Source organism: Methylobacterium sp. 391_Methyba4 (genome assembly GCF_029691625.1).
GTDB lineage: Bacteria > Pseudomonadota > Alphaproteobacteria > Rhizobiales > Beijerinckiaceae > Methylobacterium > Methylobacterium fujisawaense.
Genome location: NZ_CP121475.1, coordinates 6,017,117 through 6,040,529, shown reverse-complemented (window position 1 = coordinate 6,040,529; position 23,413 = coordinate 6,017,117). Strand labels below are relative to the sequence as shown.

General features: G+C 69.8%; 17 protein-coding genes. 7 read left to right on the top strand and 10 right to left on the bottom strand.

Annotation, left to right across the window (positions count from 1 at the left end):
* Nucleotides 1-82 precede the first annotated feature (82 nt).
* Entirely contained in the window at nt 83-1,312 is a 1,230-nt protein-coding gene (locus P9K36_RS28480) for an acyl-CoA dehydrogenase (RefSeq protein ID WP_043760194.1), read from the top strand.
* Between the two features lie 177 nt (nt 1,313-1,489).
* Here P9K36_RS28480 and addB read toward each other — a convergent pair whose 3' ends face one another.
* Nucleotides 1,490-4,654 (bottom strand): double-strand break repair protein AddB, encoded by a 3,165-nt coding sequence (addB, locus tag P9K36_RS28475; RefSeq protein WP_043760192.1) that lies wholly within the window; start codon nt 4,652-4,654, stop codon nt 1,490-1,492.
* Nucleotides 4,655-4,915: 261 nt separating this feature from the next.
* The gene (tcuA, locus tag P9K36_RS28470) at nt 4,916-6,412 is read right to left on the bottom strand and encodes an FAD-dependent tricarballylate dehydrogenase TcuA (protein ID WP_043760189.1); all 1,497 of its coding nucleotides are present in this window, start codon (nt 6,410-6,412) and stop codon (nt 4,916-4,918) included.
* A 116-nt stretch (nt 6,413-6,528) separates the two neighbouring features.
* Here tcuA and P9K36_RS28465 point away from each other — a divergent pair, with 116 nt between their 5' ends.
* Nucleotides 6,529-7,182 carry a GntR family transcriptional regulator gene (locus P9K36_RS28465; RefSeq protein WP_043357372.1) on the top strand — a complete coding sequence of 218 codons (654 nt, stop codon included), beginning with the start codon at nt 6,529-6,531 and terminating at the stop codon, nt 7,180-7,182.
* 13 nt (nt 7,183-7,195) lie between these two features.
* Here P9K36_RS28465 and P9K36_RS28460 read toward each other — a convergent pair whose 3' ends face one another.
* From P9K36_RS28460 to P9K36_RS28425, 8 genes are all read right to left on the bottom strand, one after another.
* Nucleotides 7,196-8,503: an MFS transporter gene (locus P9K36_RS28460; protein WP_043760188.1), complete on the bottom strand. Its 1,308-nt coding sequence runs from the start codon at nt 8,501-8,503 to the stop codon at nt 7,196-7,198.
* A 24-nt stretch (nt 8,504-8,527) separates the two neighbouring features.
* On the bottom strand, nt 8,528-9,910 hold the full coding sequence (locus tag P9K36_RS28455) for a 2-hydroxycarboxylate transporter family protein (RefSeq protein WP_043760186.1): 1,383 nt from the start codon (nt 9,908-9,910) through the stop codon (nt 8,528-8,530).
* 312 nt (nt 9,911-10,222) lie between these two features.
* Nucleotides 10,223-11,869 (bottom strand): porin, encoded by a 1,647-nt coding sequence (locus tag P9K36_RS28450; RefSeq protein ID WP_043760185.1) that lies wholly within the window; start codon nt 11,867-11,869, stop codon nt 10,223-10,225.
* 995 nt (nt 11,870-12,864) lie between these two features.
* Complete coding sequence (locus tag P9K36_RS28445) at nt 12,865-14,514, bottom strand: porin (RefSeq protein ID WP_043385593.1); 1,650 nt, start codon at nt 14,512-14,514, stop codon at nt 12,865-12,867.
* Nucleotides 14,515-14,906: 392 nt separating this feature from the next.
* Entirely contained in the window at nt 14,907-15,596 is a 690-nt protein-coding gene (locus P9K36_RS28440; protein WP_043385596.1) for a hypothetical protein, read from the bottom strand.
* A 124-nt stretch (nt 15,597-15,720) separates the two neighbouring features.
* On the bottom strand, nt 15,721-15,999 hold the full coding sequence (locus P9K36_RS28435; RefSeq protein ID WP_244447716.1) for a LysR family transcriptional regulator: 279 nt from the start codon (nt 15,997-15,999) through the stop codon (nt 15,721-15,723).
* Between the two features lie 107 nt (nt 16,000-16,106).
* Entirely contained in the window at nt 16,107-16,715 is a 609-nt protein-coding gene (locus P9K36_RS28430) for a HupE/UreJ family protein (protein WP_052083771.1), read from the bottom strand.
* Nucleotides 16,716-16,830: 115 nt separating this feature from the next.
* Nucleotides 16,831-17,370, bottom strand: a complete 540-nt coding sequence (locus tag P9K36_RS28425; RefSeq protein ID WP_078947135.1) for a PilZ domain-containing protein — start codon at nt 17,368-17,370, stop codon at nt 16,831-16,833.
* Between the two features lie 393 nt (nt 17,371-17,763).
* Between P9K36_RS28425 and P9K36_RS28420 the strand changes: the two genes are divergently transcribed.
* From P9K36_RS28420 to P9K36_RS28400, 5 genes are all read left to right on the top strand, one after another.
* Entirely contained in the window at nt 17,764-19,251 is a 1,488-nt protein-coding gene (locus P9K36_RS28420) for an ABC transporter substrate-binding protein (RefSeq protein ID WP_111473434.1), read from the top strand.
* Nucleotides 19,252-19,264: 13 nt separating this feature from the next.
* Nucleotides 19,265-20,209 carry an ABC transporter permease gene (locus P9K36_RS28415; protein WP_043760182.1) on the top strand — a complete coding sequence of 315 codons (945 nt, stop codon included), beginning with the start codon at nt 19,265-19,267 and terminating at the stop codon, nt 20,207-20,209.
* A 214-nt stretch (nt 20,210-20,423) separates the two neighbouring features.
* Nucleotides 20,424-21,338, top strand: a complete 915-nt coding sequence (locus P9K36_RS28410) for an ABC transporter permease (protein WP_043760181.1) — start codon at nt 20,424-20,426, stop codon at nt 21,336-21,338.
* A complete protein-coding gene (locus P9K36_RS28405; protein ID WP_043385608.1) occupies nt 21,335-22,363 on the top strand; it encodes an ABC transporter ATP-binding protein in 1,029 nt (342 codons plus the stop codon). The genes P9K36_RS28410 and P9K36_RS28405 overlap by 4 nt, the downstream gene beginning before the upstream one ends.
* Nucleotides 22,360-23,283: an ATP-binding cassette domain-containing protein gene (locus P9K36_RS28400; protein WP_043760180.1), complete on the top strand. Its 924-nt coding sequence runs from the start codon at nt 22,360-22,362 to the stop codon at nt 23,281-23,283. The genes P9K36_RS28405 and P9K36_RS28400 overlap by 4 nt, the downstream gene beginning before the upstream one ends.
* Nucleotides 23,284-23,413 lie beyond the last annotated feature (130 nt).

The window sequence follows — 23,413 nt, the reverse complement described above, 5'->3', positions numbered from 1 at the left end:
GGACGGGGCGTTTTCCGGGTCTAGGGTAGGCGCAAGCGCGGGTCCGCGAGGCCCGGCGCATCCCTGCAGGCGAGGAATTTCGATGAACGCTCCGATGCGCCCTCCGGGCAGCGCCTCCCCGTCGGCCCCGGCCTCGCCCCGCTTCGTCTGGGACGATCCCTTCCTGCTGGAGGATCAGCTCACCGAGGATGAGCGGGCGATCCGCGACGTCGCCCAGAGCTTCGCGCAGGAGCAGCTCCTGCCCGGGATCGTCGAGGCCTACGCGAACGAGACGACCGATCCGGGCCTGTTCCGGAAGATGGGCGAACTGGGCCTCCTCGGCGTCACCCTGCCGGAGGAGTATGGATGCGCCGGCGCGTCCTACGTCGCCTACGGGCTGGTGGCGCGCGCCGTCGAGGCGGTGGATTCCGGCTACCGCTCCATGATGAGCGTGCAATCCTCCCTCGTAATGTACCCGATCCACGCCTACGGCTCGGAGGAGCAGCGCCAGAAGTTCCTGCCGAAGCTCGCCTCGGGGGAATGGATCGGCTGCTTCGGCCTCACGGAGCCCGATGCCGGCTCGGATCCGGCCGGCATGAAGACCAAGGCCGAGAAGATCGACGGCGGCTACCGGCTCACCGGCGCCAAGATGTGGATCTCGAACGCGCCCTTCGCGGACGTGTTCGTGGTCTGGGCGAAGTCCGACGCGCACGAGGGCGCGATCCGCGGTTTCGTCCTCGAGAAGGGCATGAAGGGCCTCTCGGCTCCGACGCTCAAGGGCAAGCTGTCCCTGCGGGCCTCCACCACCGGCGAGATCGTCATGGAGGGCGTCGAGGTCGGCGAGGACGCGCTGCTGCCGAACGTCTCGGGGCTGAAGGGGCCGTTCGGCTGCCTCAACCGGGCGCGCTACGGCATCTCCTGGGGCGCGATGGGCGCCGCCGAGGATTGCTGGCACCGCGCCCGCACCTACACGCTGGAGCGCAAGCAATTCGGTCGCCCCCTGGCGCAGACCCAGCTCGTCCAGAAGAAGCTCGCCGACATGCAGACCGAGATCGCGCTGGGCCTCCAGGCCTCGCTGCGGGTCGGGCGGCTGATGGACGAGGGCAAGATGGCGCCGGAGATGATCTCGCTGGTCAAGCGCAACAATTGCGGCAAGGCGCTGGACATCGCCCGCACCGCTCGGGACATGCACGGCGGCAACGGCATCATGGGCGAGTACCACGTGATGCGCCATGCCCAGAACCTCGAGACGGTGAACACCTACGAGGGCACCCACGACGTCCACGCCCTGATCCTGGGCCGGGCGCAGACGGGGCTGCAGGCGTTCTTCTGAGCCCCGGGGGACGCGCCTGCCAGCCGATCCCCGCATCCTGAGGTGCAGCGGAACCGCCTCGAAAGCGGAGCCCAGGGATCGCGGCGCCGTGCGGACTCCGCCTTCGAGGCGTTAGCGGCGCTCCGGCGTCTCAGGATGCGGGCGCGGGCGGGATGAGTTCGGCCCGATGGGACGGCGTCACTCCCCGCCCTCCTCCCCGCCCAGCGACCATTCCAGCACCCGGGCGAGGTGATCGTAGGCGCCGTACTTGCTGGCGTATTGCGGATAGGGGCGCGCCGTATAGGCGGCCTCACCGGTCATGAACCGGGCGACCAGACCCCGCAGCCGCTCGGCGTGCTCGGCCACGATCGCCGCGACGGCGCGCTCCTCGCCTCTCGGCGGCTTCACCGGCACCGGCACGAAGGGCTTACGCCCGCCCGAGGCGTGGACGTAGAACAGGTCCGGCGTGACCGTCACGGCCGGCAGATCCGCGAAGGCGCCGTGCATGAGCATCGCGGCCTCCAGGGTGAGCTGCGGCGAGAAGCCGGAGAAGATCTGCTTGGCAGAGGGCGGCGTGCCGGTCTTGTAGTCGACGATGCAGGCAGTGCCGTCCGGGCGCAGCTCGATCCGGTCGGCCCGGGCGCGCAGCGTGAAGGTCTCCCGGCCCATCGGGATCACCCAGCGCCCGGAAACCTCGGGGTGGATCCGGCTCAGCCCGGGCCGGCGCTGCGTCTCCCAGTCGAGATAGGCCGCGGCCATGCGCTCGTAGCGCGGCCACCACTCGGCGTAGAGGTTCGGGTACTCCGCCTCGATCTCCGCGAAGGCGTTCACCGCGAGGTTCAGGAGGCGCTCTGCCGGATCCGGGGGCAGATCCTGCGGATGCCGGCGGGCGAACTCGGCGAAAACCTCGTGCACCAGGGAGCCGCGGGTCGCGACGCTCGGCGCCGCCGCCAGCGGATCGAGAGGGTCGAGCCCGAGCACGTGGCGGGCGAAGATGCTGTAGGGATCGCGCACAAGCGTCTCGATCTCGGTGACGCTGAGGGAGCGCGGAAACAGCGCCGGGTCCGGCTTGGGCGCGGGGCGCTTCAGCCGCGGCTCCGGCGGGGCGGCGTCGAGCCGGGCCGCGAGGCCGTTGAACCGGCGCCCGGCGTCCAGGACCGTCTCCCAGGTTGCGTCGCCCGAGAGCGCGCGCAGGCGCTGGATCAGCCGCGACGGCACGGTCGGCGCGCCTTCGCGCTTCAGGGCCCGGGTGATCACCGCGTCCCGGCAGCCCAGCGCCTGCACGAAATCGTGGGCCATCTGCCCGATCCGCCGCTCGGGCGGGTTGAGGCCGACCCGCTCGCGCATCGGCCGGTTGAGGAACGAATCGGTCAGCGTGCGCACCGGCCAGACGCCCTCGTCGAGCCCGCCGAGCACCACCCGGTCGACAGAGAGCAGGCGCGCCTCCAGCAGGCCGAGGATGCGCAGTCGCGGATGCGGCGCCTCGCCCGAGCAGGCGACGGTGCGTTCCCGGGCAAGCGACGTGAAGAAGGTGGCGTAATCGTCGAACCGACCCGGCATCAGGTCGGGCTCGGCCATCTCCAGATCGTCGAACAGGGCGTCGAGGCAGGACAGGGATCCGTCCGGCTCCTCCTCGGGGGCGTCCTCCGGCCCGGCGATCAGCCGGTCGCAGGCCTCCCGATGGCGTGCAGCCGTCGCCACGAGGTCGCACGCCCCCGTCCCGTCCGGGCCCGGGAAATCCCGGAACACCAGATCCAGCCGGTCGAGCAGGTCCGCGGCCAAGTCCCAGTCGATATCCTTCAGGCGGCGTTTGGCCCGGGGTCGGCGCTCGGGCGGTCCGGCGCGCTCGGCGGCGAGGGCATGGCGCAGGCCGTCGAAACCCGGGGCCGGAACCGGGCCACGCAGCAGCCCGATCTCCAGGGCCGCGGCACCCCGGACCACCTCCGCGCGTGGCAGACCAAGATGGACCATCGGGTGCGAGAGCAGCGCGATCAGCCGGGCCGGGATCGTGTCCGCCTGGCTGCGGGCGAGATCGGCGGCGAGTTCCGCGGCGAGCCGGGCGAGCCGCCCGGCCGGGCTTCCGGCCAGGGACAGGCCGGCGGAATCCTCGGCGACGATGCCCCAGCGCAGGAGTTCGACGGCGACCCGGCCGGCGAGCCCCCGGTCGGGCGTGATGAGGGCCACGGTGGCGCCGGGGGTCTGGAGGGTCTCGCGCAGCGCCAACGCCGCGACCAGCGCCTCCTCGCGCTCGTCGGCGGCCTCGGCCAGCGCCAGTCCTTCGAGGCCGCGCCGGGCGACGGTGTCGCGCTCGGCCGGGTCGAGGGCGGCCCAGGCGTCGGTCGTGTCGGCCGGCCGCAGAGCCTGCGACAGGAGCGCGGCCCGCGCAGCCTGGCCGGCGTCGGGCGCGCCGAGGGCGACGATCTCCGCGCGGTCCAGGTTGAGGTTCTCAGGCCCGAGCAGCCGGTGCAGCACCGCCTGCGGGTGGCCGTGCGCGATGACGCGGGAAAAGCCCTCGCCGGTGTCGATGCCGTCCCAGCCGGCTGCGTCGAGGTCGAGGTCGAGCCCGGGCAGCACCACCGCGCCCCGCGGCAGCTTCGCTACGGCGGCGATGAGGCGGGCGGTGGCGGGGACCGAGCCGAGCGAGCCGGCGACGATCACGGGGTCCGGCGTCGCATTGCGCGACAGACGCCGCTCCTCGGCGAGCACGAGGCCGCGGGCGCGGGCGACGGGATCGGCGAGGCCCCGCTCGGACAGAAGCTTCGGCCAGTTCTCGGCGGCGATCTTCACGAAGTCGAGGGTCAGGCCGAAGTAGCGGGAATATTCGGCCTCGACGGCGGCGCCGATCTCCGACCAGGGCAGGCCCTCGACGGTGAGGGCGTCCATCAGCCGTTCGAGATCACCGGCGAGGCCGACCGCGTCGGCCGGGGAGGACGGCACGAGGAACGGCACCTCGGCGTCCAGCGGCAGCAGGGTCCGGTCGACGGTCTTGGCCCAGGCCTGGACGAGGCGGGCGAGGATCAGCCGGCGCTCCAGCGGAGGCATCGGCGCGCTCAGGGGATCGGCGTTGGCCTCCAGCAGCGGCTCGGCGGCGAGGTCGAGTTCCGCCTCGTCGGCCTCCCCGAGGGGAATCATCCGCGGCAGCAGGGTGGCCCGACCGGGCGCGTCCCGGCCAAGCCTCTCGGCCAGGATCGCGCCGAGCGCCCGGGCGGCGCGGCGGGTCGGCAGGTAGATCGTGACGGCGGCGAGCGCCAGCGGATCGTCCGCGACCGGCCCGACGAGCCGGCCGGAGAGCAGCGCCTCGGCGAGCGTCGGAAGGAACGGGACGCCGCGGGAGATGGTGAAGACGGCGTGTCGGGCGGGCATGGGCGGGCTTCTACGCCCGCCGAGGCGGCTCGGACAGGGGGCGCGGGGTCGAGATGCGGGGATCGGACGGGTCTCCCACGCGCCCTCCCCCCTCTGCGGGCGACCGGATTCACACCTCAGTCTGGCAGCGCGGGCACAGGAGGACGCGCGGGTCCCCTCCCCCACGCGGGAAAGGGGCGCGCGTCGGGCCCGGTCCGGGCCGATGGGCAAGCACCCTAGCCCCCACGGAAGACGGAGCCTGTCGCGCTCGGCCGAGGGTCCTCAGCCCCGCGCCCCCGCGGCGGCGCCGTAGCCGGCGCGGCGGCCGAACACGACGCCGGAGGTCAGCCCCGAGCCGCCGGGATAGCCGTTGAAGAACACGCCGCCCACCATCTCGCCGCAGGCGTAGAGGCCAGGGATCGCACGGCCGTCCTCGCGCTTCACGCCGCCATCGTCGCCGACCTCGACGCCGCCATAGGTGAAGGTGATGCCGCCGGTGACCGGGTAGGCTTTGAACGGCCCGGTCTCGATCGTTTGGGCCCAGTTCGACTTCGGCAGGGCGAGACCCTTCGTGCCGCGCCCGTCCTTGACGGTCGGGTCGAACGGCACGGTCCCGTCCACGGCGGCGTTGAAATCCGCGATGGTCCTCTTCGCGGCTGCGCGGTCGATGCCGTCGAGCCTGTCGAGGAGCCCGTCCAGGGTATCCGCCTCGACGAAATGCGCGTCGTGGAACCGGTACTCGCTGTAGAGCAGGTGATCGACCTTGGCGTCGAAGATCTGCCAGGCCACGTGGCCGGGCTGCTCCATGATCGCGCGGCCGAACTGGGCATAGGTGTAGTTGCGGAAATCCTTGCCCTCGTCGACGAACCGCTCGCCGTTCGCGTTGAGCATCAGCCCCAGGAAGTAGCAGATCTTCCGGTAGTGCTTGCGCTCGCCGTGCGGCAGGTCGAGGTTGCCGTAATCGGGCGTGTGCAGGTCCATCGGCGTGGCGTGGCAGCCGCCGTAGAAGCCGTGGGCCTTCGCGCCGAGGTCCAGGGCCATCTGGAGCCCGTCGCCCTGGTTGTGCGGCGTGCCGCGCACCCGGGCCTTGTCCCAGCCCTCGCCGATGAAGCGCGTCCGCAGGGCGGCGTTCGACTCGAAGCCGCCGCAGGCGAGCACCACGGCCTTGGCGCGGAAGGCTCCCTGCGGCGTCTCCACGCCGACGACGCGTCCGTCCTCGACGGTCAGCCCGGTGGCCGGGCAGCCGTAGCGGATCGTACCGCCGGCCTCGGTGAAGGCCTCGAACTCGGTCCGGGCGAGGCCGAAGCCCTCGTCGTGGGTGGCGAGCGTCAGGCCGCCCCAGAACACGAAGCGCCCCTCCTTCTCGAAGGATTGCCGAGAGTAGATCGGCTCGAACTTCACGCCCTGCGTCGCCAGCCAGCGCAGGGCCGCGCCGCTCTCGTCGATCAGGATGCGCTGCTCGCGCGACAGCGGCCGCCCGTCGTTGAAGCCGAGCAAGTCCTTCTCGAACGTCTGCGCCGTATAGGCGCCGAAATCGGTGCGCGGCAGGCGCGGATCCTCGGGGTCGGCCAGCAGCGGGATCAGGTCGTCGTTGCCCGCGTAGACGAAGCGCATGGCGCCGGCCGTGTAGGCGGTGTTGCCGCCGGCCAGATCCCGCTCGGCCTTCTCGATTATCAGCACCGAGGCGCCGCGCTCCAGGGCGGCGAGCCCGGCGCTCATGGCGGCGTTTCCCGACCCGACCACCACCACGTCCCACTGCGCGTCGCCCGGGCGCTGCATGCCAACCTCCTCTTCGCCGTTCGGCCTCGCGTTATTGTATACGAGTGCATGCAATATGCCGCAAGCGTTTCGGCGGCGTCGGTTTCGGGCTATGGCCAAGCCGAGGAGAGCCGGGAATGAAGGCGAGCGAATCGGAGCGCTCCAGCGGCGCCGGCGCCTATGAGCGGCTGCTGCGGGCGATCGAGGAGGGCGAACTCGCGCCCGGCAGCCGCCTGCGCGAGGCGGAGCTGGCCGAGCGGTTTCAGATCAGCCGCACGCCGGTGCGCGAGGCGCTGGGCCGGCTGGAGGCGCAGGGCCTCGTCGCCCACGAACCGCACCGGGGCGCCAGCGTGGCGCAGCTCGATTACGGGCAGGTGAGCGAACTCTACGATCTGCGCGAGGTGCTGGAGGGGACGGCCGCCCGCCTCGCGGCGATCCATGCGAGCGCGGTCGAGACCGAGATCCTGGAGGAGATGGTCGCCCGGGACCGGACGCTGCTGGGGGACGCGCCGGCGCTCGCGCGGACCAACCGCCTGTTCCACCGGCAGATCCACGGAGCGGCGCGCAACCGCTTCCTGCAGAGCACGCTGGAGACGATGCGCCTGTCCCTGGTGCTGCTGCCGGGCGCCACCACGCTGGCGGCCCCCGACCGCGCCGCGGAGTCGCTCACCGAACATGCCGCCATCGTGGCGGCGATCCGGGCGCACGATGCAGACGGCGCAGAAGCGGCGGCCCGGGCGCATATCCGGGCCGCGTTCAAGGCCCGGATCCGGATCTGGCAGGAGAGCTGAGCGGCGATCGCCCTCAGGCGTGGGCGGGTACGCGCCCCAGTCTCGGCCGGCCCCGGAACAGCGCGAGCGTCGCGACGATGCCGCAGGCGGCCGCCGCCATGAGCCAGTAGCTCGGCGCCGCCCGGTCGCCGGTCTTCTCGATCAGGAAGGTGGAGACCATCGGCGTGGCCGTGCCGAACAGCGCGGTGGCGAGGCTGTAGGCCAGCGAGAAGCCGCTGGCGCGGACATGGGCCGGCACCACCTCGGAGAGGGAGACCACCATCGCGCCGTTGTAGACGCCGAAGAAGAACGAGAACCACAGCTCGACGGCGAGCATCTTGCCGAAAGTCGGATCGGCCACGAGCCAGTGCAGCGCCGGGTAGGTCGTCAGCAGCGACAGGGTCGAGATCGTCAGCAGCACCGGCTTGCGCCCGATCGCGTCCGACAGGGCTCCGCCCACCGGGAGCCAGATGAAGTTGGTGATCGCCACGAACAGCGTCACGATCAGGCTGTCGGTCTCGGTGAGCTTGAGGACGTTCCTGCCGAAGGTCGGGGTGTAGACGGTGATCATGTAGAAGGTCACCGTGGTCATCGTGGTCAGCATCATGCCGAGCAGCACGATCCGCCAGTTGGCGGCCACCGTGGTGAGGATCTCGCGGGTGGTCGGGTGGCGGGTCCGCTTGGCGAATTCCTGCGTCTCCTGGAGCGAGCGCCGGATGAAGAAGATGAACGGCACGATCAGGCAGCCGATCAGGAACGGGATGCGCCAGCCGAAATCGCCGATCTGCTGCTTGGTCAGGAAGGCGTTCAGCCCGTAGCCGATCAAGGCGGCGAACATGATCGCCACCTGCTGGCTCGCCGACTGGAACGAGGTGTAGAAGCCGCGCCGCCCGGGCGTGGCGATCTCGAACAGGTAGATCGAGACGCCGCCGATCTCGACGCCCGCCGAGAAGCCCTGGAGCAGGCGCCCGGCGAGCACGATCAGCGGGGCCGCGACGCCGATCGTGTCGTAGCTCGGGCAGAAGGCGATGAGCACCGTGCCGCTCGCCATGATCGCGAGCGTGATGATCAGGCCCTTCCGGCGGCCGATCCGGTCGATATAGGCGCCCAGCACGATCGCCCCGAGCGGCCGCATCAGCGCCCCGAGCCAGAACGTGCCGAAGGTCAGGAGCAGCTCGGTGGTCTCGTTGCCCGCCGGGAAGAACGCCCGCGCGATATAGGTGGCGTAGAAGCCGAACAGGAAGAAGTCGAACATCTCCAGGAAGTTGCCGCTGGTCGAGCGGAGGATCGCTCCGATCCTGGACTTGAGGGTGGCCTCGACGGCCCCGGGATCACCGGCCATGACGACGTCCTTTCCGGGTGCCCGTCAGGCACCGATCCACTTCATGGCGATGATGGTGCCGGTCACGGTCAGCGCGCCGCCGATCCGGGTGGCGATCTGCGCGAAGGGCATCAGCGCCATGCGGTTGGCCGCCGTGAGGATCGCCACGTCGCCGGTGCCGCCCTGGCCGCTGTGGCAGGCGTTCACGATGGCGGTCTCGATCGGGTACATCCCGAGCCAGCGCCCGACGACGAAGCCCACGGTCATCAGCGTCGCCACGGTCGACACGATGGTGATCAGGTTCACCAGCGTGAAGGCGGCCATCAACTCGTGCCAGGGCGTCATCGCCACGCCGATGGCGAAGAGCAGCGGGTAGGTCATCGAGACCTGCACGAACTTGTAGACCACGAAGCCGCCCGCCTGGAGATGGGGCGACACCGCGCTGGCGAGCTTGGCGAACACGGCCAGGAACAGCATCGCCACAGGGGCCGGCAGGCCGACGAGGTGGTGGGCCATGACGCCGAGCAGGTAGAGGGTGATCGCCGTCAGCCCGGCCGCGCCGATCGTGGCGGGGTCGATCTGACCGCGTGCGGCCTCGGACTTGGCCTGCGCATCGCTGGATTTCATCTCGTCCGAATCGGGCTGGAGCCGCCCCTCGCCGGTGAGGTGCGGGTAGCGCTTGCCGACGGAATTGAGCGTGCCCGACAGGATGATCGCCGTGAGCGAGCCCAGCATCACCGGCGGCAGAACCTGAGCGAAGACGACGCCCTGCTGCACGCCCAGGATCGCCGCGTAGCCGATGGAGAGCGGGATCGCCCCCTCGCCGACACCGCCGGCCATGATCGGCACGACGATGAAGAAGAACGTCTTGTAGGGGCCGAGGCCGAGGAGCGTGCCGACCAGCGTGCCGACCAGGGCCGCCGCCACCGAGCCGAGGGCGAGCGGCGCGAAGATCTTGAGGAAGCCCTTGATCAGGACCTCGCGGTCCATCCCGAGGATGGAGCCGACGATGATCGTGGCGATGTAGATGTAGAGGAAGTTGGTGAACTTGGTGAAATCGGTGATCGCCTTCACCATCTGCGGCGGCACCAGGGCGTAGTAGACCAGCGCCGAGGGGATGAAGGTCGCGAAGATCGCGCCGGCCCCGATGTTCTTCAGGATCGGGATCCGCTTGCCGATCTCCGCGCAGGTGAAGCCGCCCATCACCAGGACGGCGATCATGGTCGGCCCGTCAGGCTTGATCTCGCCCTCCTGGACCAGAACGGTGAGGAGGATCGCCAGCACGACGAAGATCGGCAGCGGTATGATGCCGATCTTGAGGTCGATGAGGCGCCACCACACGTCCGGCCAGAACCGGGTCGCGCGCCCGTCTCGGGTACGGCCTTTCGACGGTGATGGGATCGGGCTCGTCGAAGCGGTGCTGGTCATGGCGTCCCCCCGGATATCTCGCCGCCTGCGGGCCGTTTCGCCTTTCGCCGCGCCGTCGCGGCCGCGTGATGGGACGCGGTCCGTCGAGTCCCGCACGGTCGGCGGAGATAAAGTGACATTCGGCGTATCAGCGTCGAGAATGGGCGGCAACGCGACCCGCGGAACAAAGGGCGCCACCTGTCCCGTAAGCCGGGATTAAAGACCACTCTCCATCGTTGTGCGCATGACAATGGCCCGGCTGGGTGCCGGGCTTCGAAGTCGGCGGGCACGGCGGCAAGCGGCGGGACAGCGCGCCGCCACCGGCTTTGCCGATCAGAAGTCGCGCTGGACGCGGAAGCGGACCTGCGAGACCGAATCCTGCGTCACGGTGCGCGGGACGAACGTGCCGGCGTTGATGCCGGCGACGTTGGCGTAGGCGGTGGGGCTCTTGTCCAAGTCGATCACGCGGCCGCTTTTCACGCCGACCTGGGTGTAGAAGCCCTCGACGCCGATATCGAGATCGCGGACCGGTGACCAGATGAGGCTGGCGCCCGCCACGACCTGGTAGGTGTCGCGCAGGGCCTCGCTGAGCGCGTAGAACCGTGTCCCCGGCAACCCGACGGCGCTGGCGCCGAACCTGTTGGCGCCTCTCGGATTCGCCAGTCCGAAGATCGCGCCCTGCCCCAGCCGGGCGCTCCGATCGAAATCCTGCTCGCCGTACGATCCGAAAAAGGCCGAGCGCCATTCCGGCGTCCAGTAATGCAGAAACGACGCGACCGCCGAGAAGGCCCGCGACTCCCGCAGCTGGCCGGTGAACGGATCGATCGTCGCATCCGAAAAATACTGATTGAATTTCTGTCCATGATATCCGGCGCTGGTTTGCGTATAGCTCCCGGCGAAGGCCGAATATCCGGCATAGATCTGCGCGCCATTGCTGTAGGCACTTTGCAGGTAGAGGGCGTCACCCAGCGCGATGAACGGGGTGTTGATCTTCAGGCCGCCCTGGACCGCCCAGCCATACGCGGTGCTGGTGTGCGGGATGCTGAGGTTGGAGCCGGTGCCGATACCCGCGCCGTTCTGCACGTTGCCGACATTCAGCTCGTGGACGGCGGCCGAGACCTGAGCCGAGCCCCAGGCCTGGTCGAGGCGCAGGGCGCCGACGATGTCGGGCACGCGCGAGCGCTCAATCGCGTCGACGAAGCTGTACCGCGAGGGTAAACCGTCGGTGTAGCCGATGAACACCGGCGCGGGTGCGCTGGTTTGCGCGAAGTTCGCGAGCGTCGCATTGTTCTGGAGACCCGCCGGATTGTTGGTCGGCGAGAAGATCGGGCTGCGACGGTAGACCGGATCTTCCGCCGAGACCGTGGCGGACAGGCCGTTGCCGAACGTCGCCGTGTAGGCGAGCAGGTTCGTCGAGGCGACGTCGGAGCCAGCGGTGGCACCGTAGATCTCGAAATCGTGGGCGTAGAAGTCGAAGAACGAGGATGCACGCCCGGCGGTCAGCCCTGCGAACTGGATGAACGCCTTGTCGGCATTCACGTGCTGCTGGTCGCGGCCGAACTGGTCGATGCCCAAGCCCGGAAAAGCGTTGCCGATGCGCTGCTGGGTCCCGGACGTGATGTAGCCCGTCCGCGCGATGGCATCGAGGCGCGCGAAGGCGCGGAGCGTGCCGTAGGCGGTCTGGGTGCGGGCATCGAGGTTGATGCGCATCTGGCCCTGAAATCCGGCCGTGTCGCCGAGGTTCGTGCCGAACTGCCGCCCGTAGCTGGTTCTGTAGCCGCCCTCGAAACGGGCGCGCCCCGAGAGCCGCAGGCAGGTGTCGGTGCCGGGGATGAAGAAGAAGCCGGGGCCGTATGCGCCGCAGACGCGGACATACGCGACGGGCACCGCCGTCCTGGCCGGCAGGTCGGCGGCCTCTGCGACACCCACCGTCGTGATCGCCGCCACGGCCCCGAGCAATACCGATTCCAAATAGTTCATTGAGACCCCCCGATCCCTCAATATTTACGACACAACGAAAGAGTAATTATCTCCCCCTTGGGAAACACAGAGTCCGATCCGGGTCTCCGTTCACTGATTTCGTCCCAAGCCGAGAAGATACGCCGACAACACTGTGCGCATGAACATATCAGAGCAACATAAAACCTGACGCCGCAGAAACGCTTATGTTTTTGTTGTAGATCGGCAACATTTCTTCTTTCAATACAGAAGCCGTATTGGATTTTTGCTTTGTTCATTCCGCAAAATAATCGAGTGTCTTCTTCCCGATGGAGGCCATCTCATCGATCAAAGACACCGCAGAGGCTCGCGAAATCCCTCCGCCCGAGGCGGCTGCAAACGCCAGTTCCGGACACTCCGCGTCGCCGGAGCAGCCGCGACGGACCGGGCCGAAGGCCGCTACGGACCCGCAGCGCGGCGTGATTCCGGGGCGCCGATTCGGCGTGCGAGCGGCCCTCGTCCGGGCCGTCGATCAGGATTGAGAAGGGATCGCGGGCCCTGACCCGGCCCAGGGCACGGCCGGTTCATCCCGACACAGGGTCCCGGCTTCGCTCGCGGACGGGGCGGCGAGAGAGGGGATCGTGCGCCGATGGCGCGGCTCTCTCGACCCGGAATCCGCGGTCCCGCGAATTGCCGAAGCAGGCGGACCCGCGCTCCGCGTCGGCGTGGAGAGGCGTGCGGCCCGGACCCGAACAGGCGGCGGGACGGCCCGACGCCTCGGTTCGACGCATACGGGAAGGGGGAAGCGAGATGGCGCCTGCGTGCGCCGGGACGGGCGCCGGAGGGCGGCCGAATTGCTTCGGCGCCGTTCTCGACAGGCGCGATTGTGGAGCTCGATCAGGCCGCGTGGCGACGCGCCGCTTCGCGCGTCCAAAAGGGCGACCACAACGAAAAAGGCCCGGCCGAAGCCGAGCCTTGAGGTTCCTGAAGCACGGGGACCGGTGCCGAGACCGAAGCCCCGGCGCCGGTAAAGCGGCTTAGAAGTCGCGCTGGACGCGGAAGCGGAAGGTGGAGACGCTGTCCGCCGTCGTGGTCCGCGGCACGAAGGTGCCGTTGTTGATGCCGGCGACGTTGGCGTAAGCGGTCGGGCTCTTGTCGCGGTCGATCACGCGGCCGTTCTTGACGCCGATCTGGGTGTAGAAGCCCTCGACACCGATATCGAGGTCCTTCACCGGCGACCAGATGATGCTGCCGCCCGCCACGAACTGGTAGGTGTCGCGCAGCGCCTCGCTGAGCTGGAAGAACCGGGTGCCCGGCACGCCGACGCCGTTCACGCCGAACGAGTTGCCACCGGTGTTGTTCGCCAGCGCGAAGGCCGCGCCCTGGGCGAGACGAGCGCCGCTGCCGTAGCTCATCTCACCGTACGACCCGAAGAAGGCCGAGCGCCACTCCGGCGACCAATAGTGGAGGTACGAGGCCGTCGCGGTGAAGCTCGTCGACTGCTCCAGCTGACCCGTGAACGGGTTGAGCGTCGCGTCGTTCATGTACTGCGCGAACTTCTGGCCCTGGATGGTGGCCGGGTTCTGCGAGTAGCAGCCGCTGAAGGCGCAGTAGCCGGTGTACATCTGGGCACCGGAGCCGTAGGCGCCCTGCAGGTAGAGGGCGTCGCCCGGCGCGATGAACGGCGTGTTGATCTTCAGGCCGCCCTGCACCGCCCAGCCGTACGAGTTGCTGGCGTGCGGGATGCTGATGTTCGAGCCGGTGCCGGTGCCGGCGCCGTTCGCCACGTTGCCGACGTTCAGCTCGTGGACGGCGGCCGAGACCTGAGCCGAGCCCCAGGCCTGGTCGAGGCGCAGGGCGCCGACGAAGTCGGGCATGCGCGAGCGCTGGATCACGTCGACGAAGCTGTACCGGGTCGGCACGCCGTTGGTGTAGCCGATGAACACCTCGGCCGGGGAGGACGTCTGTGCGAAGTTCGCGAGGTTGCCGTTGACCGTCACGCCAGCCGGATTGATGGTCTGCGAGAAGATCACGCTGCGGCGGAAGACCGGATCTTCGGCCGAGATCGTGGCGGACAGGCCGTTGCCGAACGTCGCCGTGTAGGCGAGCAGGTTGGTCGAGGCGATGTCGGAGCCGAGCGTGGCGCCGGCGAACTCGAAGTCGTGGGCGTAGAAGTCGAAGAACGACGAGGCGCGACCGGCGGTCATGCCGGCGAACTGGATGAAGGCCTTGTCGACGTTCACGAACTGCTGGGCGCGGCCGAACTGGTCGATGCCGAGGCCCGGGAAGGCCTGGCCGATGCGCTGCTGGGTGCCGGAGGTGCCGACGCCGGAGTAGCCGGTGCGGGAGCCGGCATCGAGGCGGACGAAGGCGCGCAGCGTGCCGTAGGCGGTCTGGGTGCGGGCATCCATGTTGATGCGCAAGCGGCCCTGGTAGCCCGACGTGTCGCCGTTGCTGCCCTGGCGCGAGTAGCTGGTCATGTAGCCGCCCTCGAACCGGGCGCGGCCCGAGATGCGCAGGCAGGTGTCGGTGCCAGGAATGTAGAAGAAGCCGGCGCCGTAGGCGCCGCAGACGCGGACGTACTCGATCGGAACCGCCTTCTTGACCGGGAGGTCGGCGGCATGAGCTGCGCCTACCGCCGCGAACGCAGCAGCAGACCCGAGCAATGAGCTCTTCAAGAGCTTCATAGACATCTCCAAAGCTTCGAGACCCAATGATGCGGACGTGCCCGGTTGTCCGGGTCTAGCCGCACGTTCTGTAGGTTTGGCCCGCGTCTTAGGTGGCAGGCTCCTGCGGGCTCTCGCTTGGCGATGCCCCCGTGCACGATCACCATGTGCGAACGGGTTTCGGCGAGCAACGAGGATTCGTGAGCGCCTTGGCAGTTCCAGAGTGATGTTGCGGCCCCGCAACATTCCCCGGGTGATTTAGTCGGCAACGGGTCGTGCAATGTGCACGAATGCTGTCCTGACAGGCTTATGTGCCGCGTCGACAGGCAGGACGCCGCCCGACTCGGATCCCGGGCCGGGCGGCGCATCAGCGTCTCGCGATTCGCCGGCGACGGGGCGCCGGCGGATCTCCCTCACATGGGCGGCGTCAGGCCGTCCTTGCCGACGGCGACCCGCCGGGCGGTGACGCGGCCGTCATCCCCGCGCGCAACGATCACGAAGACCTTAGCGCCGGGTGCGACGGCCGACGCGGTGGCAGGCTCGAAGCTGACGACCGGCGCCTGCGGCGGCACGAGGATCTGCAGGGACTGGCCCTGGCCGTAATCAACCGTGAGGGTCCGCTCCGCGCTGCCGCTGCTCGCCTTGACCGTCCCGTTGGTCATCGCGCTCTTCACGCGGGGCGCGTCCGGCGCGGTCGCATGCACGTCCGCCTTCACGGTGCCGTTCGTCATGGCGCTCTTCACCGGCGCCCCGGCCGCCGTGCGGTCGGGAATCATGTCCCAGTCGTAATGCCCCTCGCCGGTGCCGCGCATCGCCTCGGGGAACAGGACGACCTCGAGGGCCACCGGGGGCTCGCCCTTGGTGGCCGTGCCGATGAAGACGCCGTCCTTGATCGCGTCCAGGCTCGACGGGACGACCCAGGAGACCTTCGCGTCGGGGGCGAGCGCCACGGATTCCGACGCGCCGTCCAGGGTCTTCACGGTGAAGCCATCGCCGGAGACCGCTTCGACGGTGCCGCGCAGGCGCTCGATCTTCGGGGCCGCCTGCGCGCCGGTGACGACGGCCAGCAGGCTCGCCAGGACGAGCGTCGGTAACTTTGTCATGTCGGGTCCTTTTCCTGCCGCCGGGATCGATGCGACCGGCGGGACGTGGGGCGGCGTGGGGCGAGGTCAGCCCCGGGGGGCCTGTGACATCGCACCCCGGATATCGCGCCCGGGCCCGGGGCGGTTACGTGTCCCCGACCTGCCCGAGCCGCCCCAGGAACGGGGCGGCCGCGGCCTCCGCGGCCGCCTCGATGGCCCGGTACCGACGGACCACATCGGTTCCGAAGTCCGAGAGGCGGGCGCCCCCTCCGGCCCGCCCGCCAGTCTGCGCCTCGACCACGGGCCGGCCGAAACCGGTGTTCATCGCCTCGACCAGCATCCACGCCCGCCGGTACGACATCCCGAGCGCGCGGCCGGCCGCCGCGATGGAGCCGTGCTCGGCGATCATCTCCAGAAGCCGCACCTTGCCGGGACCGAGGCGGTGCCCCGGCCCGAGATCGATGCGAATGCTCAGGCGCGGCCCTTCGCCTGCGGCGGAGGCTCGCCCCGGGACCCTATCGGCCGCCGCACTCAGGCGGGCAGCACCAGAAGGGCGAGACCGGCCGCGGCAAGGCCGGCGCCGAGGGTCGGCGCCGCCCGCGTCGCCCCGATCCGGGCCGCCGCGACGCCGAGGCCGATCCCGGCCGCGTGCAGGAGCGCGGTGGCCGCCAGGAAGCCGAGTCCGAAGGTCAGGCCTGTGGCGGTCTCCGGCATCTCGGTCCCGTGGGCGTAGCCGTGGAACACTGCGAAGACGCCGACCAAGCCGGCCAAGAGGGCGACCGGCGCGCGCAGGCCGATGATGGCGGCAAGGCCGAACACGACGATGGAGAGCGCGATCCCGACCTCGACATGGGGCAGCCCGAAACCGGCCATGCCCAGGCCGGCCCCCACGCTCATCAGCGCCAGGAAGGACAGGGGCAGCGCCCAGAGTGCGCGTCCGCCGCGCAGGCTGGCGAGGAGTCCGACCGCCACCATCGCGAGCACATGGTCGGCGCCCATCAGCGGGTGGAGGAAGCCTGCCTCCGCGCCCGTCGCGGCTCCGTGGCCCGGATGGGCGAGCGCCGCCTGGGGCAGCAGGATGAGCGCGGCCGGCAGGAGCGCCAGGGACGCGGCGGGTCGGGAGGAGAGCAGACGCTTCATCGGAAATCCTTCGCTGGATCTGCGAAGATGTAGCGCCGTTCCACCGCTGCTGCGAGGGGCCGGCGGCCATCGCCGCGGGGCGCCTCCCCGGATCAGGCCGCCCCGGGTCGGCGCGTCAGAACGACATCGCCTCGTGGACCGCAGCCGGCTCGAACGGCTCCGTGAAGGCGACCCCGACGCCGTGCGCGAAGTGGCGCATCACCGTCGCAGCCTTATGCCCCACCTGGATGGTCGCGCCGATCTCGAGTTCGTGGTCGACGAGCAGCGCCACCCCGGAGGCTGAAACGTTGAGCACATGCCCCAGGAAGGCCTGGCCGGAGGCCGTGGTGACCTGGACGATCTTCTGCTTCGGCACGATCCGCTTGTGGGCTCGGATCGGCTCCGGCTGCAGGTCCTGGGCGCGCGCCAGCGTCACGAACTGTCGGGCGAGGTCGGCGAGGATCGCGCGGCCACCCCGGACGCAGGCGACGAATTCCTGACCGGCCACTTGGGCGATGCGCGCTTCCAGAGTCCCGACATGGCGGATGCTGCAGGTCAGATCCTCGCCGATCGCCAACAGCGAGGAGGAGCGGAAGCGGATCCCCTCCGTCGAGACGTCGGCGGTCACGGCGTAGAAGTCGCGACGGCGCTGGTTCCAGCACAACGCAGGCAACATGACGACGTGCCGCCGGACCATCACACCTGCATCATCAATAGGAATACACAGGCTGTCTTTTGCGGCCCAAAATTTTTCCGGGTTGTTCAGGCGATCTATAAAATTGGATTTATCTCGGGCCCTGTACAATCCCTCTCGAGCCGGACCTTCGCATCGCGGACGCGGTCGGCGCCGGGCCTGCGGGGGGCGCCGATCGGATGCGGCGCCGGCCCGATCCGGGAGGCCCGGGCCAGATTGCCACGGAAAACCGAATACAAGATGCAGATTGGCCGCATGGCATGGATGCTGCCTGGGATTGTGCATGCCAGGAGGCTGCGCGACAGTGTCGCCCGTCTCCCGGATCGGCTGCGGCCGATCCGTGCCGCCCTCTCCGCCTGCATCCGGACTGGTCTCATGTTGCGTCTCGCCGCCTGCCTCCTTGCCGGTTTTACCCTCGCCGGGCCCGCCGCCGCGCAGACCCTGCGCTACGGCATGATGGAGGATCCGGACGCTCTCGACCCGACGCTCGCCCGTACCTTCGCGAGCCGGATGGTCTTCGCCGCCCTGTGCGACAAGCTCGTGGATATCGGGCCGGACCTGAAGCCGGTGCCGCAGCTCGCCACCTCCTGGGAGCTGTCGCCGGACGAGAAGGCGCTGACCCTGCACCTGCGTCCGGGCGTGCTGTTCCATGACGGCGAGAAGCTCGACGCGGCCGCGGCCAAGTACTCCATCGAGCGGCATAGGACGATGCCGGGCTCGCAGCGCCGCTCGGAGATCGCGCCGATCGACTCGGTGGACGTGGTCGACGACCTCACCGTCCGCATCAACCTGAAGCAGCCCTTCGCGCCGCTGCTGGCGCAGTTCACCGACCGGGCCGGCATGATGGTCTCGCCGAAGGCCGCCGAGCGGCTCGGCGACAAGTTCGCCTCCGCGCCGGTTTGCGCCGGGCCGTACAAGTTCGTCGAGCGGGTGCCGCAGGACCGGATCGTGGTCGAACGCTTCCCCGACTACTGGAACAAGGACGCGATCCACATCCAGCGGATCGAGTTCCGGCCGATCCCCGACGCCACGGTGCGCCTGACCAACCTGCGCGCCGGACAGCTCGACCTTCTGGAGCGGCTCGCCCCCACCGACGTTCCGCAGGTGAAGCGCGACGCCAAGCTGAAGCTCGAGTCCACCACCGAACTCGGCTTCCAGGAGATCCTGTTCAATCCCAACAAGGCCGGCTCGCCGGTGGCCGACCCGAAGGTTCGCGCCGCCTTCGAGGCCGCCATCGACCGCAACGCCATCAATCAGGTCGTCTACAACGGCGAGTTCCTGGCCGGGAATCAGTGGGTCAACCCGAAGAACCCGAACTACGTCGCCGAATACCCGATCCCGAAGCGGGACGTGGCCAAGGCCAAGGCCCTGCTCGCCGAGGCCGGCAAGCCGAACCCGCAGATCACGCTCACCGTCTACGCCAACAGCGAGTCGCCCCAGGTGGGCCAAGTGATCCAGGCGATGACCAAGGAAGCCGGGTTCGACGTGAAGATCCAGGCCGTGGACTTCACCACGGCGCTCGATGCCGCCGACAAGGGCAATTACGAGGCGCAGCTCTATTCCTGGAGCGGCCGGTCCGACCCGGACGGGAACACCTACAGCTTCCTCGCCTGCAAGGCGGCGCTGAACTATCCCAAATACTGCAGCCCGGAGGCCGACGCGGCCCTCCAGGCCGAACGCGGCACCATCGATCCGGCCAAGCGCAAGGCCGCTTGGAAGGCCCTGGCCGATCAGGTGCTGAAGGACCGGCCCGGCATCTACATTCTGCACCGCAAGCTGCTCTGGGCCTACAGCCAGAAGATCACCGGCTTCGTACCCTACCCGGACGGGCTCGTGCGCTTCACCGGCCTGAAGCTCAACTGACGCTGCGCGCCTGATGCTTCGCTTCCTGGCGCGCCGCCTCGCCCTGGCGGTCCCGACCCTGATCCTGGCCTCGATGATCATCTTCGCCCTGCAGCAATTGCTGCCGGGGGACGTCGCCACCGCGCTGACCGGCGAGGAGCGCGACCCGCAGGTGATCGCCTTCATCCGCGAGAAGTACCACCTCGATGAGCCCCTGCCGGTACGCTACGCCTACTGGGCCGGCGGCGTGCTGCGGGGCGATCTCGGCGAGTCGATCCGGCTGCAGAAGCCGGTCTCCGAGCTGATCGTCGAGAAGTTGCCGGTCACCCTCGAACTCGCCTGTCTCGCCATGCTGGTGGCGCTGGCCATCGGCGTACCGATGGGCGTGCTCTCGGCGGTGAAGCGCGGGCAGGCCGCCGATACGATCGCCAACGGGATCGCCCTGTGGGGCCTCTCGGTGCCGAACTTCTGGCTCGGGATCCTGCTGATCCTTCTGTTCTCGGTGGAACTCGGCTGGCTGCCGGCCTCGGGCTACGTTTCGCCGTTCGAGAGCCTGTCGGACAACCTCGCCGCCATGGTGATGCCGGCCTTCGTGCTCGGCAACGCCATCGCGGCGGTGATGATGCGCCACACCCGCGCGGCGATGCTGGGCGTGCTCGGCTCCGACTACGTCCGCACGGCCCGCGCCAAGGGCGTCTCGCCCCTGCGGGTCACCCTGCGGCACGCGCTGCCGAACGCCGCGATCCCGATCATCACCCTGGGGGCGCTGGAATTCGGGCAGCTCCTGTCGGGGGCGGTGCTCACCGAGCAGGTGTTTTCCGTGCCAGGCTTCGGCAAGCTGATGGTCGATGCGGTGTTCAACCGGGATTTCGCCACGGTGCAGGGCGTCGTGATCTGCACGGCCGCCACCTACATCGCCCTCAACCTCGCCGCCGACCTGCTCTCGGCCGCCGTGAACCCGAAGCTCAGGCGGGCATGAGCGCAAGGATTGCCCGCGCCTCGCTCTCGCAGTCTTCAGAGCTGCGACTTCGGGAGTTACAATTGAGTGCACAGAGTGAAGCGCGGGTCCCCTCTCCCGAGCGGGAGAGGGAGCGCGTCGCATCTCGCACTGGCCGGCCTGAAACCATCATGGGCTGCGCTGAAAAGCAGTGTGCGCGGATCGTACGCATCGCTGCCAACCCCGCGAGCCCCCGATGAGCACCGGCACCCCCATCGCCGAAGCCACCGGCCTCGCGGCCCCCGCGGGCACGCCGGCCCTCATCCAGGAACCCGGCACCCTCGCGGCCTTCTGGCGGCGCCTGCGGGCGCGCCCGAGCGCCGTCGCGGGCCTCATCATCGTTGGCCTGCTGATCCTCATGGCGGTCTTCGCCCCCTGGATCGCCCCCTACGATCCCACCGCCACCGACTGGGGCAACGTCCGCGGCGCGCCGAGCCTCGCGCACCCGTTCGGCGGCGACGAGGTCGGCCGCGACGTCCTCTCGCGGATCATCTTCGGCGCCCGCGCCTCCCTCGGCGCCGGCCTCGTGTCGGTGGCGCTGGCGGTGTCCCTCGGCCTGCCGCTGGGACTGCTCGCCGGCTACGCGGGCGGCTGGATCGACGGGGCGATCTCGCGCCTTACCGACGCGCTCCTGGCAATTCCCTTCCTGATCCTGGCGATCGCGCTCGCGGCCTTCCTGGGCCCCAGCCTCGTCAACGCGATGATCGCCATCGGCCTCTCGGCGACCTCGACCTTCATCCGGTTGACCCGGGCGCAGGTGCGCGCCGTGGCGGCGGAGGAGTTCGTGGAGGCGGCCCGGGCCATGGGCAACCCGCCCTGGCGGATCGCCCGGGTCCACATCCTGCCCAACATCGTGCCGGCGATCCTCGTCCAGGCGACGCTCACCATCGCGGCCGCCATCATCGCGGAGGCGAGCCTGTCGTTCCTGGGCCTCGGCCAGCAGCCTCCGGAACCCTCCTGGGGGGCGATGCTCAACACCGCCAAGAACTTCATGGACGAGGCGCCCTGGATGGCGATCTGGCCCGGCCTTTCGATCTTCCTCGCCGTCCTCGCCTTCAACCTGTTCGGCGACGGCCTGCGGGACGCCCTCGACCCGAGGCAGCGCACATGACAGCGCCCATGACCAAGCCTCTCCTCGACGTCCGCGACCTCGCGGTCGCCTTCGACACCGACGGCGGCGCGGTCCACGCCGTCAACGGCGTCTCCTACACCCTGCACGAGGGCGAGACCCTGGGGATCGTCGGCGAGTCGGGTTCCGGCAAGAGCGTGCACGTGCTCGCCATGCTGGGCCTGATCCCGCGCCCGCCCGGCCGCATCACCGGCGGGCAGGTGCTGTTCGAGGGGCGCGATCTCCTCGCCCTGAAGGAGCGGGAACTCCGAAAGGTTCGGGGCGGCGCGATCGGGTTCGTGTTCCAGGACCCGATGAGTTCGCTCAACCCCGGCATGACCGTAGCGGCGCAGATCATCGAGCCCCTGCGCATCCATCTGGGCCTCGACGCCCGCGCCGCCCGCGTCCGGGCGAAGGAACTGCTCGACCTCGTCCGCATCCCGAACGCGGGAGCGCGCCTCGACCAGTACCCGCACGAGTTCTCCGGCGGCCAGCGCCAGCGGGTGATGATCGCCATCGGCCTGAGCTGTCGCCCGAAGCTGCTGATCGCCGACGAGGCGACCACCGCCCTCGACGTGACCGTCCAGGCCGAGATCGTGGGCCTGGTGCAGGAGCTGAAGCGCGAGCTCGGCATGGCGATCATCTGGATCACACACGACCTCGGCGTGGTGGCCGGCATCAGCGACACCGTTCAGGTGATGTATGCCGGCCGGATCCTGGAGCGCGGCCCGGTGGACGACATCTTTTCGGATCCCCGCAACGCCTACACGCTGGGGCTTCTGCGCTCCCTGCCGGACCTCTCCGGCGGCCGGGCTGGGCGCCGTCGCCTGCACCAGATCGAGGGGGCGCCCCCGGACATGCGCCACCTGCCGCCGGGCGATCCCTTCGCGCCGCGCAACGCCTACGCGACGCCCCGGTGCCGGACCGAGATGCCGCCCCTGGCGCAGGCGCCCGGCGCCGCCCCCGGCCACCTCGTCGCCGCCTGGTACGACCTGCCGCAGCTTCTGAGCCGGGAGGCCGCGCGATGAGCCCGCAGGACTATCCGGTCGTCTCGGTGCGGGACCTGTCCAAGCACTATCCCCTGCGCTCGTGGTGGGGCGGCAAGGCCTCGGTGTTCCGCGCCGTCGAGGGGGTGAGCTTCGACATCCGTCCCGGCGAGACCCTGGGGCTCGTCGGCGAATCCGGCTCCGGCAAGTCCACGATCGGCCGGGCCGTGACGATGCTCAACCCGCCGACATCCGGCACGATCGCCTTCGAGGGCACCGACCTCGCCAAGCTCTCGGCGGGGGCGATGCGCAGAATGCGCGCCCGGATGCAGACCGTGTTCCAGGACCCCTACGCGGCCCTCAACCCGCGCATGACCGCTGGGGATTATGTCGCCGAAGCGTTCAAGCTGCACCGGCGGGACATGCGGGGCCCGGAGCGGCGTGAGGCCGTCGCGGCGCTGTTCCAGCGGGTCGGGCTCGATCCGCGGTTCTTGGGGCGCTACCCGCACCAGTTCTCGGGCGGCCAGCGCCAGCGCATCTGCATCGCCCGGGCGATCGCCCTGAAGCCCAGCTTCATCGTCGCCGACGAGCCGATCGCGGCGCTCGACGTCTCGATCCAGGCGCAGGTGGTGAACCTGCTCCAGGACCTGCAGGACGAGATGGGGCTGTCCTACCTGTTCATCTCCCACGACCTCCGGATGGTCCGCTACCTCTGCCACCGGGTCGCGGTGCTCTGGCGCGGGCGGATCGTCGAGATGGCCGAGGCCGACGCCCTCTACGAGGATCCGCGCCATCCCTACACGCGCCGCCTGCTCGCGGCCGTGCCGGTGCCGCACCCGGCCGAGGAGCGCGCCCGGCTCGCCGCGCGGGACCTCGCCGGCCACGACCAGCCGCCGGACGGGTCGCTCATTGAAGTGGCGCCGGGGCATTGGGTGGCGATGCCCGAGGGTCAGGGCGCGTGACAAGCGCACTTTCTCTTTCCCACCCTCCTCCCTCATCCTGAGGTGCGAGCACAGCGAGCCTCGAAGGAGGGCTCCAGCGAGCCGCACGATCCCTGGAGCCCTCCTTCGAGGCCTCCGCTGCGCTCCGGCA